12 protein-coding genes are annotated in these 12,452 nt (G+C 63.5%); 10 read left to right on the plus strand and 2 right to left on the minus strand.

Annotated elements, in window-relative coordinates; genetic code table 11:
- Positions 1-101: 101 nt before the first annotated feature.
- From lepA to nagZ, 9 genes are all read left to right on the plus strand, one after another.
- Positions 102-1,895, plus strand: coding sequence for a translation elongation factor 4 (gene lepA / locus LDO41_RS01005; RefSeq protein WP_223980741.1), 1,794 nt, complete (start codon positions 102-104; stop codon positions 1,893-1,895).
- Between the two features lie 33 nt (positions 1,896-1,928).
- A complete protein-coding gene (gene lepB, locus LDO41_RS01010; RefSeq protein WP_223980743.1) occupies positions 1,929-2,828 on the plus strand; it encodes a signal peptidase I in 900 nt (299 codons plus the stop codon).
- 99 nt (positions 2,829-2,927) lie between these two features.
- Entirely contained in the window at positions 2,928-3,275 is a 348-nt protein-coding gene (locus LDO41_RS01015; RefSeq protein ID WP_377740890.1) for a DUF4845 domain-containing protein, read from the plus strand.
- A 1-nt stretch (position 3,276) separates the two neighbouring features.
- The gene (gene rnc, locus LDO41_RS01020) at positions 3,277-4,047 is read left to right on the plus strand and encodes a ribonuclease III (RefSeq protein ID WP_223980748.1); all 771 of its coding nucleotides are present in this window, start codon (positions 3,277-3,279) and stop codon (positions 4,045-4,047) included.
- Positions 4,044-4,982: a GTPase Era gene (gene era / locus LDO41_RS01025; RefSeq protein WP_223980751.1), complete on the plus strand. Its 939-nt coding sequence runs from the start codon at positions 4,044-4,046 to the stop codon at positions 4,980-4,982. The genes rnc and era overlap by 4 nt, the downstream gene beginning before the upstream one ends.
- Positions 4,983-4,987: 5 nt before the next feature.
- Positions 4,988-5,878, plus strand: coding sequence for a DNA repair protein RecO (gene recO / locus LDO41_RS01030; protein WP_223980754.1), 891 nt, complete (start codon positions 4,988-4,990; stop codon positions 5,876-5,878).
- Between the two features lie 31 nt (positions 5,879-5,909).
- Positions 5,910-6,716 carry a pyridoxine 5'-phosphate synthase gene (gene pdxJ / locus LDO41_RS01035; RefSeq protein ID WP_223980756.1) on the plus strand — a complete coding sequence of 269 codons (807 nt, stop codon included), beginning with the start codon at positions 5,910-5,912 and terminating at the stop codon, positions 6,714-6,716.
- Positions 6,713-7,135: a holo-ACP synthase gene (acpS, locus tag LDO41_RS01040; protein WP_223980758.1), complete on the plus strand. Its 423-nt coding sequence runs from the start codon at positions 6,713-6,715 to the stop codon at positions 7,133-7,135. The genes pdxJ and acpS overlap by 4 nt, the downstream gene beginning before the upstream one ends.
- The gene (gene nagZ, locus LDO41_RS01045; protein ID WP_223980760.1) at positions 7,132-8,181 is read left to right on the plus strand and encodes a beta-N-acetylhexosaminidase; all 1,050 of its coding nucleotides are present in this window, start codon (positions 7,132-7,134) and stop codon (positions 8,179-8,181) included. Before acpS ends, nagZ begins: the two co-directional genes overlap by 4 nt.
- A 74-nt stretch (positions 8,182-8,255) precedes the next feature.
- Here nagZ and efp read toward each other — a convergent pair whose 3' ends face one another.
- The gene (gene efp, locus LDO41_RS01050; RefSeq protein ID WP_223980762.1) at positions 8,256-8,816 is read right to left on the minus strand and encodes an elongation factor P; all 561 of its coding nucleotides are present in this window, start codon (positions 8,814-8,816) and stop codon (positions 8,256-8,258) included.
- 76 nt (positions 8,817-8,892) lie between these two features.
- Positions 8,893-10,095: an elongation factor P maturation arginine rhamnosyltransferase EarP gene (gene earP, locus LDO41_RS01055; protein WP_223980764.1), complete on the minus strand. Its 1,203-nt coding sequence runs from the start codon at positions 10,093-10,095 to the stop codon at positions 8,893-8,895.
- 73 nt (positions 10,096-10,168) lie between these two features.
- On the opposite strand from earP, the gene uvrC reads away from it, so the two are divergent.
- Positions 10,169-12,355, plus strand: a complete 2,187-nt coding sequence (gene uvrC, locus LDO41_RS01060) for an excinuclease ABC subunit UvrC (RefSeq protein ID WP_223980766.1) — start codon at positions 10,169-10,171, stop codon at positions 12,353-12,355.
- Positions 12,356-12,452 lie beyond the last annotated feature (97 nt).

The raw sequence follows: 12,452 nt of genomic DNA on the forward strand, positions 1-12,452 counted from the left end.
TTGCGCCGCCCGGACCCGCGCGACACCGGCCCGGGGCGATCCCGCTCGAAACCCCAGCATCCCGGCCGCCAGGTCGCGCCACGCTTCCCTGAACTGTTTAGATGGACCATATCCGTAATTTCTCGATCATTGCCCACATCGACCATGGGAAATCCACCCTGGCCGACCGGATTATTCAGCTATGCGGGGGCCTTTCCGATCGCGAGATGGAAGCGCAGGTGCTGGACTCGATGGACATCGAGAAAGAGCGCGGCATCACCATCAAGGCCCAGACTGCCGCGCTGAGCTACAAGGCGCGCGACGGCAAGGTGTACAACCTGAACCTGATCGACACGCCGGGGCACGTCGACTTCAGCTACGAGGTCAGCCGCTCGCTGTCCGCGTGCGAAGGCGCGCTGCTCGTGGTCGATGCGTCGCAGGGCGTGGAAGCGCAGACCGTTGCCAACTGCTACACGGCGATCGAACTCGGCGTGGAAGTGGTGCCCGTGCTCAACAAGATTGATCTGCCGCAGGCCGATCCCGATAACGCGATCCAGGAGATCGAGGAAGTTATCGGCATCGACGCGCACGACGCGACGCCGTGCTCGGCCAAGACTGGCCAGGGCGTGGAAGACGTCATCGAGGCAATGATCGCCAAGGTGCCGCCCCCCAAGGGCGATCCGAGCGCGCCGCTGCAGGCGCTGATCATCGACTCGTGGTTCGACAACTACGTAGGCGTGGTGATGCTCGTGCGCGTGGTCAACGGCATGCTGCGTCCCAAGGACAAGATTTTGCTGATGGCCACCGGCGCGCAGCAACTGGTGGAGCAGGTCGGTGTGTTCTCGCCGAAGTCGATTCCGCGCGACGCGCTGTCGGCTGGCGAAGTGGGCTTTGTCATCGCGGGTATCAAGGAGCTGAAATCCGCGAAGGTGGGCGACACCATCACCACCATGGCACGCAAGGCCGAGGCGCCACTGCCGGGTTTCAAGGAAGTGAAGCCGCAGGTGTTCGCGGGTCTCTATCCGGTGGAATCGAACCAGTACGAGGCGTTGCGCGAATCGCTCGAGAAGCTGCGCCTCAACGATGCCTCGCTGCAGTTCGAGCCCGAAGTCTCGCAGGCGCTCGGCTTCGGCTTCCGCTGCGGCTTCCTTGGGCTGCTGCATATGGAGATCGTGCAGGAGCGGCTCGAGCGCGAATTCGACATGGACCTGATCACGACCGCGCCGACCGTGGTCTATCAGGTGCAGATGCGTGACGGCAGCATGGTCACCGTGGAAAACCCGGCCAAGATGCCCGATCCGAGCCGGATCGAGGCGATCCTGGAGCCGATCGTCACGGTCAACCTGTACATGCCGCAGGACTACGTGGGGTCGGTGATCACGCTGTGCACGCAGAAGCGCGGCACGCAGATCAACATGAGCTACCACGGCAAGCAGGTACAGCTCACGTACGAAATCCCGATGGCCGAGATCGTGCTCGACTTCTTTGATCGATTGAAGTCGGTGTCGCGCGGCTATGCGTCGATGGACTACGAGTTCAAGGAATATCGGGCGTCGGATGTCGTCAAGGTGGACATCCTGATCAACAGCGACAAGGTGGATGCGCTGTCTGTAATCGTGCACCGGTCGAACTCGCAGTATCGCGGCCGTGAAGTGGCGGCGAAAATGCGCGAGATCATCCCGCGCCAGATGTACGACGTGGCCATTCAGGCGGCCATCGGCGCGAACATCATCGCGCGCGAGAACGTGAAGGCATTGCGCAAGAACGTGCTGGCCAAGTGCTACGGCGGCGATATCTCGCGTAAGAAGAAACTGCTGGAGAAGCAGAAGGCCGGCAAGAAGCGTATGAAGCAGGTGGGTACGGTCGAGATTCCGCAGGAGGCGTTCCTTGCCATCCTGCAGGTTGACGACAAGTAAGAACACAAAGAAACCGAAAATCAAAACGCCGTCATGAATTTCGCCTTGATCCTTTTTGTGCTGGTGGTCATTACGGGCATTGCCTGGGTTGCCGACAAGCTCGTTTTCGAGCGGCAACGCCGCAGCGTGGCGCAGCTGGCGCTGGCCGAGTTCGATGCGAACCGCGGTCAGCTGGCGACCACGCACGGTGGCGCGGAGCTCGATACGTCTCGGGCGCGGCTGGCCGAAGAGAAGATGCGCCAGCCCTGGTGGCTCGAATATTCGGCGAGCTTCTTCCCGGTGATCCTCGCGGTATTCGTGCTGCGCTCGTTCGTGGTGGAGCCCTTCAAGATTCCGTCGGGCTCGATGATCCCGACGCTGCTGATCGGTGACTTCATCCTCGTCAACAAGTACGACTACGGCATTCGCCTGCCGGTGATCAACAAGAAGATCATGAACGTGGGCGATCCGCAACGGGGCGACGTGATGGTGTTCCGTTACCCGAAAGATGAATCGCTCGACTACATCAAGCGCGTGATCGGCGTGCCTGGCGACGTGGTCAAGTACGAAAACAAGCGCCTGACGATCAATGGCAAGCCGGCCGAGTATCAGCCGCTGCCCGATTACCTCGACGAAGAGCGCCTGACGTATTCGAAGCATTTCACCGAGACGCTGCCCGGTGGTCCGTCGCACGGCATTCTCAACGACGCGGATCGCCCGGCGTTCGTGGCCGGTGCCGATCCGGATTTTCCGTTCCACGAGAACTGCACTTACAATCAGCAGGGGCTGACTTGCAAGGTTCCGCAAGGTCATTATTTCGTCATGGGTGATAACCGTGACAACAGCCTCGATTCGCGGTATTGGGGGTTCGTACCGGATCAGAATGTAGTGGGCAGGGCATTTGTGATCTGGATGAATCTGGGCAATTTCGGACGCGTGGGAACGTTCAAATAGCAGTTCTTTCGCGTCGCGCAAAACACTCACATAAAACGAGGGAAGCGCAATATGGGTCAATGGGTCAATATCAACAGGAACAAGCGGTCTCGTGGTGTGATGTATAAGTCACGAGGCTTTTCGGTGTGGACATTGCTTATCGTGATCGTCGTGCTGATCTGCGGCATCTTGCCCGCGGTGAAGTCGATCCCGAGTGTGCTCGAGTACTTTTCGGTGAGGCGAGCCGTGACCTTTGCGAAGGATCACGCCGCAAACCGCAAGGAAGTGGCGGGGTACTTCGACAAGCAGGCCCAGATCGACCAGATCTCTTCCATCAAGGGCGAAGATCTGGACGTGCAGGAAGATGAAGCCGGTCGCGTGCGCGCGATCGATTTTTCGTACCGGACCGAGATTCCCGTCTACGGCGCCGTGAGTCTATTGATTACCTATTCGGGAACGCAGCACTGACATGAACCTCGACGCCTTGCAGCAACGACTCGGCTACCGATTCAGCAAGCCCGAATTGCTGCAACAAGCGCTGACGCACCGCAGCCACAGCGCACAGCACAACGAACGCCTTGAATTCCTGGGCGATTCGGTGCTCAACTGCGCCGTGGCGGACATGCTCTACGGCATGTTCGGCAAGCTCGACGAAGGCGATCTGTCGCGCGTGCGCGCCAATCTCGTCAAGCAGCAGGCGCTGTACGAGATCGCCCAGATGCTGCAGCTGTCCGAAGCACTGCGTCTGGGCGAGGGCGAGCTCAAGAGCGGCGGCTTTCGCCGGCCGTCGATTCTTGCCGATGCCCTTGAAGCCATCGTGGGTGCGGTGTTCCTCGATGCGGGCTTCGACGCCGCGCGCGGGCTGATCCGCAAGCTGTATATCCCGATCCTCGAGCAGGTGGATCCGCGCACGCTGGGCAAGGATGCCAAGACGCTGTTGCAGGAGTACCTCCAGGGTCACAAGATCGCGCTGCCGCAGTACAACGTCGTTGCCACCCATGGCGCCGCGCACAGTCAGCAGTTTGAAGTCGAATGCACCGTGCCTAAACTGGAAGTGAGCGTGTTCGGTACGGGCGCTTCGCGGCGTGCGGCTGAACAGGCAGCGGCCAAGCTTGCGCTCGATGAAGTGCAGAAGCTCGTGCCGCAGCTGCTCAAACGCAGCCGCGCCGAGCGTACCGGCAAGACACGCAAGCAACCGGTGCCGCCCGATCCCCAGTTGTCTCTCAGGTTGAAGGAATGACCGAATTACAGCCTCCGTCGCAGAATGCGGCGGGCAACCCCGATGCCCCGGCGTTCCGCTGCGGCACGGTAGCCATCGTTGGCCGTCCGAACGTCGGCAAGTCCACGCTGATCAATGCATTGGTCGGCCAGAAGATCAGCATCACGTCCCGCAAGGCGCAGACCACGCGCCATCGCCTCATCGGTATTCAGACCACCGACGACGCGCAGTTCGTGTTCGTCGATACCCCTGGCTTCCAGACGCGTCACGCGAGTGCGCTCAATCGTTCGCTGAACCGCGCGGTGACCTCCACACTGTCGTCGGTGGACATCGTGCTGTTCGTGGTCGAGGCCGGTCACTACGGTCCTGACGACGAAAAGGTGCTGGCGCTGCTGCCGAAGAACACGCCGGTGCTGCTGGTGACCAACAAGCTCGATCGCCTCGGCGAAGGGCGCGCCGAGATCATGATGCCGTTCCTGGAGAAGATGGGGCATCAGTTCCAGTTCCGGGAAGTGGTGCCGATGTCGGCCAAGACGCGCGATCACATCGATCGGCTGATGGCGATCATTCGTCCGTACCTGCCGGAAGGCGAGCCGATGTACGACGCCGATGCGATGACCGATCGCAGCGAGCGCTTCCTCGCCTCCGAGATCATCCGCGAAAAGGTGTTCCGCTGGACCGGCGACGAGTTGCCGTACACGAGCACTGTGCTCATCGACAAGTTCGAGACCGAAGGCCGCCTGCGCCGCGTGTTTGCGACGATCCTCGTCGAACGCGATGGGCACAAGGCGATGATCATCGGCAACAAGGGCAGCAAGCTCAAGCAGATCTCCACCGAGGCGCGCCTCGATATGGAGAAACTGTTCGATGGCAAGGTCTACCTGGAGATGTTTATCAAGGTCAGGAGCGGCTGGGCCGACAACGAAGCGGGACTGCGTGCCTACGGATACGAGTAAGCGGCATGGCTGATGCACGCCGCGGCGGCGGGAGCGCGCGCCGCGCGGATCCGATTGCCGAGGATGCGGCCGAGTTGCTTGCCACGCAGACGACGCAGAGCGTGCCATCGATGAGTGCCTCCGTGGCGCTCGGGCGCGAGATGATGGATCGCGCGATGCGCATCGTGCCGGCCCGCACCGAGTTGCGCGTCGCCAACGAGACGGGCTTTGTGCTGCATGCCTATCCGTATCGCGAGACCAGCCTGATCCTCGACGTATTCACGCGCGACCATGGCCGCATGGCGATGGTCGCGAAGGGTGCCAAGCGTCCTCACTCGGCACTGCGCGCGGTGCTGCAGCATTTTCATCCGATCTCCCTGTCGTGGAGCGGTCGCGGCGAGGTCAAGACCCTGACCAAGGCCGAGTACGTCGGCGGCATGCTGCCGATGTCCGGCGATGCGCTGCTGTCGGGCTTCTACCTCAACGAACTGGTGCTGCGCTTCTGTCCGCGCGAGGATGCCCATCCGGCACTGTTCAAGCACTACATGATCACGCTCACGCGGCTGGCGCATGGCGAAGCGGCGGGGCTGGTGTTGCGCAGCTTCGAGCGCGTGCTGTTGCAGGAGACCGGCTTTGCCGTGGCGTTCGATCGCTGCGCGGGCACCGACGAACGCGTGCAGCCGGGGCTCGACTACGTGTACCAGCCGGAACGCGGCGTGCGTCGCGCGCAGGTGAGCGATCCGTCGAGCTGGCCGGTGATCGCGGGGCAGACCCTGCTCGATATGGCGCAGGACGATTACACGCGCGCGCAGACTGTGGCGCAGAGTCGTGGCCTGATGCGGTTCCTGCTGCATTATCATTTGCAGGGCGCGCCGCTGAAAACGCGGCAGATCCTGATCGACCTGCAGTATCTTTGATCCCTGCAGTTCTCCTGAACCTGAAGACAGCATGATTTTCCACGCGAATCCCGGTGTCATCGACCTTGGCATCAATATCGACCACGTGGCCACGCTGCGCAACGCGCGCGGCACGGTCTATCCCGACCCGATTCAGGCCGCGCTGCAGGCCGAAGAGGCTGGCGCGGACCTGATCACGCTGCATCTGCGCGAGGACCGCCGTCATATCCGTGACGCGGATGTGCGCGCATTGCGGCCGAAGCTGGCCACGCGCATGAACCTCGAATGCGCGATCACCACCGAGATGCTGGACATCGCCTGCGAGATCCAGCCGCAGGATGTCTGCCTGGTGCCCGAGAAACGCACCGAGGTCACCACCGAGGGCGGCCTCGATGTGGTGGGGCATTACGCACAGGTGGAGGCCGCCTGCCGCCAGCTGGCGGCGGCGGGCATTCGCGTCTCGCTGTTCATCGATCCGGATGCCGAGCAGATTGCGGCGGCCAAAGCGGTGGGCGCGCCGGTCATCGAGCTGCACACCGGCCGCTATGCCGATGCGCACGATGCGGCCGAGCAGGCGGTGGAACTCGAGCGCGTGGCGGCGAGCGTGGTGGTTGGCGAGAACCACGGGCTGATCGTGAATGCGGGCCACGGCCTGCACTACACCAACGTGCAGCCGATTGCGGCGCTGCCCGGCATCAAGGAACTCAATATCGGCCATGCGGTGGTTGCGCATGCGGTGTTCGTGGGCTGGCAGAACGCCGTGCGCGAAATGAAGGCCATCATGGTGGCCGCGCGCCTTGGCACCCGCTATGCAGTCAAGGAAGCCGCCGCCTCCGCGTTCGCAGGAAAGAACGCGTGATCGCCGGCATCGGCACCGACATCATCGAAATCGACCGCGTGCGCGGCGTGATGGAGCGCACGCGCGGCCGCTTTGCCGAGAAGATTCTCGGCGCACGCGAACTCAAGATCTATCACGCACGCAAGGCACGCTCGGAAAAGCGCGGGCTCGCGTTCCTGTGCACGCGCTTCGCGGCCAAGGAAGCGTTTTCCAAGGCCATCGGCCTGGGCATGCGCTGGCCGATGACGTGGCGCGCGATGGAACTGGTGAACCTGCCGTCCGGCGAGCCCACGCCGGTCTGCTCGGGCGAGCTGGCCGAGTGGGTACGGGAACGCGGCCTGACCATTCGGGTCAGTGTTAGCGACGAACACGCCTTTGCGGTCGCCTTTGCGGTCGCCGAGCGTGGCGTGCCATCCAACGAATCCAATCAGACGCTATGAACAAGAAGACCTCCGGCAAGCGGCCGGGCCCGGTAGTGCTCGACGTGGTGGGCAAGCAGCTCGATGCCGACGATATTCGCCGCATCGAGCATCCGCTCACAGGTGGTGTGATCCTGTTCGCGCGCAACTTCGAATCGCGCGCGCAACTTGAGGCGCTGACGCGCGCGATCCGCGAGGTGCGACAGGATGTACTGATCTGCATCGACCACGAAGGTGGACGCGTGCAGCGCTGCAAGACCGATGGCTTTACGCATCTGCCGGCTATGGCGAAGCTGGGCGCGTTGTGGGACCAGGACGTGCTGGCCGCGACCAAGGTCGCCATCGCCTGCGGTTATGTGCTGGCGGCCGAGTTGCGCGCGTGCGATATCGACCTCAGCTTCACGCCGGTGCTGGACCTCGACTATGGCCGTAGCGGCGTGATCGGCGATCGCGCGTTCCATGCCGATCCGCGCGTGGTGACGATGCTCGCCAATCATCTGACGCATGGCCTGCTGCTGGCCGGCATGAGCAACTGCGGCAAGCATTTCCCGGGGCATGGTTTCGTTGCGGCGGACTCGCATGTGGCGGTGCCCATCGACGAGCGTCCGCTCGACGAGATCCTGGAGCAGGATGCGCGGCCCTATGACTGGATGGGCCCGGCGCTCGCGTCGGTGATGCCCGCGCACGTGATCTATCCCGCGGTCGATGCGAATCCGGCGGGCTTTTCGCGCTTCTGGCTGCAGGACATCCTGCGCTCGCAGCTCGGCTTCGAGGGCGTGATCTTCAGCGACGATCTGAGCATGGAAGGCGCCAGTGTGGCCGGTACGGTCACGCAGGCCGCGCGCGCGGCGATCGATGCCGGTTGCGACATGGTGCTGATCTGCAATCATCCGGAACGCGCGGACCAGTTGCTGGCGGAACTCGATGCCCGCATCGGCAAGGCCTCGCAGCGCCGCATCCGCAAGCTGTTTGGCCGCCGCAAGCCGCTCGACTGGAATCGTCTGCAGCAGGAGGCCGAATACCGCTCGGCGCTGGCCCTGCTCAAGAGTCACGATCTGATCTCGTAATACGCGAGCTTCGTCACCGACGAAGTGCAACAAAAAAGGCAGCCGAGGCTGCCTTTTTTGTGTGCAAGCGAAACTTAGTTCGCGCGGCTGCGGTATTCGCCAGTGCGCGTGTCGATTTCGATCTTGTCGCCGATGTTGCAGAACAGCGGCACCTGCAGTTCGAAACCGGTATTGATCTTGGCGCCCTTGAGCACCTTGCCCGACGACGTGTCGCCCTTGACGGCGGGTTCGGTGTAGATGATCTCGCGCACGAGGGTCGTCGGCATATCCACCGAGATGGCCTTCTCGTTGTAGAACACCACTTCCACCTGCATGCCGTCTTCGAGGTAGTTCAGCGCGTCACCCATGCTGTCCTTCTCGACTTCGAACTGGTTGTACTCGGTGTCCATGAACACGTACATCGGGTCAGCGAAGTACGAGTAAGTGCACTCGCGGCGCTCCAGCATGACCACTTCGAACTTGTCGTCGGCCTTGAACACCGACTCGCCCGGTGCCTCGGTCAACAGGTTCTTGAACTTCATCTTCACGACGGCGGAGTTACGGCCCGACTTGTTGTACTCGGCCTTCTGCACGACCATGGCGTCCGTGCCAATCATGAACACGTTGCCGACGCGGAGTTCCTGTGCGGTCTTCATCTGAACTATTTCCTGAAAAAGTCTGTCCGGGGGTGGATGCATCCCCGGAAAAGCTTCGGGAGGCTCGCCACTGAAATCAACCGAGGATTGTACCCGAATTTCGCGACTGAGCTTCGCAAAACGACACCATGTTGGCGGCCAGATCCCCCAAGTGCTGGAGTTGCCGCTGCCAGTGATCGACGCCGGTAGCCAGCGCCGGCAATTGTGCGCGGAAGGCCGCCCATGCCGCCTGCTGTCGGGCAGGGTCCCGGTAGTCTTCGTAGCCGTTCCATGCGTGGCATAGCCCGGTCATGGCGGCGGCGGTCTCGCCCGCCACGCCGATGCGCGAGAAGCGCGCCAGCCATGCATCGAGCTTCACGCGATGGGCTTCGTCGTCCTGAGGGTAGATGTGCCACACCAGAGGCCGCGCGGCCCATAAGGCCCGGACCAGCGAGTCCTCGCCGCGCACGAAATTGACATCGCACGCCCATAGCAGGTCGTCGAAGCGCTCCTGCCGCACGAACGGGATCACGTTCAGGGTCAGGTTGCCGTGCTGCCCGGGCTCACCAACCGTGATGCTCGTGCCCAGCCACTGCGCGACCTGCTGCGCGGCCAGCCCCTGCGGCACCAGGCACTGCACCGGTTCTGCACCATCGCGCCACTGGGCCAGCAGCGCCGGCAGCATCGGATTGGCGTAGGCGAACAGGCTGACGCGCAGCGCGCCGGCCACCGGCTGAACGCCGAGCCGATGCCAGAGCGCGGACTGCGCGGCGGGGCTCGAGACGAACGCGTCGCGCTGCGCGCCAAGCAACGCTTCGCGCAGCAGCCCGCCCGTGTCGTGCGCAAAGCCGGGGAAAAAGAAATGCTTGACGAGCGGCAGGCGCGGATGCGGCGACGTCATGCGGTGATGCTCGCCAACCCAGTCCTCGGCACTCAGGTATTCCAGATTGAGCCACACCGGCTTGCGCGGCGCGGCCGCCATGCGTTGCAGCAGCGCGAATGGCAGGTCGCAGGCGAACGCTTCGACCACGACGTCGTGGGGCGCGAAATCGGCTTCGACCGGGAAGTCCTTGTCGGTGCCCGGCTGCCATGGCCGGACTTCCACGCCCGCCAGCTGCTGCAGGGGCGAGGCGGGATTGATCTCGGGCGCCAGCCGCGCAAAGCTGTGCAGGTCATCGACCCAGAGCCGCACCGCGTGGCCGTGTTCCTGCGCAAGCTGGCGCGCGAGGCGCCAGCAGACGCCGATATCGCCGAAGTTGTCGACGACGGTGCAGAAGATGTCCCAGGAGCGGATGGTCATGACAGAGGTGCGCGGAGAATGCTCTAAACTTGCGATTCTAGAACGTCCCCAGCCCCACCTTCATTCGAATCCGATGCCCGAGCAGGATCCCGTCACGCCAGCAGAACCCGCCGCCATCCAAGACCCCCCCGCGCCTGGTAGCAATGCCGCCGAGGGGGCAGAGGAGCCGGCAGCCGTGTTCGATGCGCGGCCGATCATCGCGCGCCTGCCCGGTTTGCCCGGGGTCTATCGCTATTTTGATGCCGGCGGCAACGTGCTCTATGTGGGCAAGGCGCGTGACCTGAAGAAGCGCGTCTCGAGCTATTTCAACAAGACGCAGCTGTCGCCGCGGATTGCGTTGATGGTCGGCAAGATCGTGCGCATCGAGACCACCGTGGTGCGCACGGAAGCTGAAGCGCTGCTGCTCGAGAACAACCTGATCAAGGCGCTGGCGCCGCGGTACAACATCCTGTTCCGCGACGACAAGTCGTATCCGCTGCTCAAGCTGACCTCGCACAAGTTTCCGCGCATGGCGTACTACCGCGGCGCGACCGATCGCAAGCATCAGTATTTCGGACCGTTTCCGAGCGCGTATGCGGTGCGCGAGAGCATGCAGATCCTGCAGAAGGTGTTCCAGCTGCGCACCTGCGAAGACACCGTGTTCAACAACCGCACGCGGCCGTGCCTGCTGCATCAGATCCATCGCTGCACCGCGCCGTGCGTGAACGCGATCAGCGAAGAGGATTACGCACGCGATGTGAGTAATGCCGCGCGCTTTCTGCAAGGGCACGAGAACGAGGTGCTGGCGGCGCTGCAGGGCAAGATGGAAGCGCATGCGATGCAGCTCGAGTTCGAGCAGGCGGCCGCGGTGCGCGATCAGATCGGCGCACTGTCGACGGTGCTCAAGCGGCAGGCCGTGGAGGAAGTGGGGCAGGCGCGCGATATCGATATTCTCGCGGTAGCCGTCGAAGGCGGACGCGCATGCGTGAACCTGGCGATGGTGCGCGGCGGTCGGCATCTGGGAGACAAGGCTTACTTCCCCGCGCATGCCGAAGAGGCGGCCGTGATCGTCGAGGATGGCGAGGACGGAGAGGAGGCGCTGGAGCTCGCAGTTGCCGACGCGCCCGAGGGCGCTGCCGTCGCCGATGGTGAAGGGGTGGCTGAGGGGCCAGTCGAAAGTCAGGCCGAAGCTGGGCCGGCAGGTGCCAGCGCCGCAGCGTCCGGCGTGCGCTTATCGGTCGACCGCATCGCCGCGCGCGTGCTGTCGGCATTCATGATTCAGCACTACCTGGATCAAGGCGCGCCGCCGATCGTCGTGGTCAGCCACCTGCCCGCCGATGGCGCGGTGGTGGAGGCGCTGTCGATGCAGGCCGGCCGCAAGGTCGCGCTCGTCCGTCAGCCGCAGGGCCAGCGGCGCGCGTGGCTCGAAATGGCGCAGCAGGGCGCGGCACTGGCGTTATCGCGGCGGCTTGCGGAGCAGGGCAGTCAGCAGGCGCGCACGCGTGCGCTTGCCGAGACCATCGGTCTCGAGCTCGAGGACCTGGCCACGCTGCGCGTCGAATGCTTCGACATCAGCCATACCGCCGGTGAGGCAACACAGGCATCGTGCGTGGTGTTTCACCATCATGCGATGCAGAACGGCGAGTACCGGCGCTACAACATCAATGACATCACGCCCGGCGACGACTACGCGGCGATGCGTCAGGTGCTGACGCGCCGCTACCAAAAGCTCGTGGAGCAGATGCAGGAGGACGCGGGCGCCGAGCCTGCGGTGGCAGTCGCTGAAGGGGATGGCGCGGCGGACGCGGTGGAGGCGGCCGACCAGAAAAGCTCGCGTATGCCGCGCATCGTGCTGATCGATGGTGGCAAGGGGCAGGTCGAGGTGGCGCGTCAGGTGTTTGAAGAACTAGGCCTCGATATTGGCTTGCTGGTCGGTGTGGCCAAGGGCGAGGGGCGCAAGGTCGGGCTGGAGACGCTGGTGTTCGCGGACGGGCGGCCGTCGCTCGAACTCGGGCAGGGCAGCGCGGCACTGATGCTGGTGGCGCAGATCCGCGACGAGGCCCACCGCTTTGCCATTACGGGCATGCGGGCCAAGCGCGCCAAGGCGCGCACCACCTCGCGGCTGGAGGAAATTGAAGGCGTGGGCGCACGCCGGCGGCAGAAGCTGCTCACGCGCTTCGGCGGCCTGCGCGGCGTGGTCGCGGCCAGCATCGATGAGCTGGCGAGCGTGGAAGGTATTTCGCGCGGATTGGCCGAAGAGATCTATCGACAGCTGCATTGATCGCTACCGTGCGGCACGCGAACAAGTGTGAAGATCGCGTGCCGAAAGTTGCGAATTGGCATGCGATGGCGGAAATCGGCGACAATCGCGGCATTCC

The sequence above is a fragment of the Cupriavidus pampae genome, from assembly GCF_914271485.1.
Taxonomy (GTDB): Bacteria; Pseudomonadota; Gammaproteobacteria; order Burkholderiales; family Burkholderiaceae; genus Cupriavidus; species Cupriavidus pampae.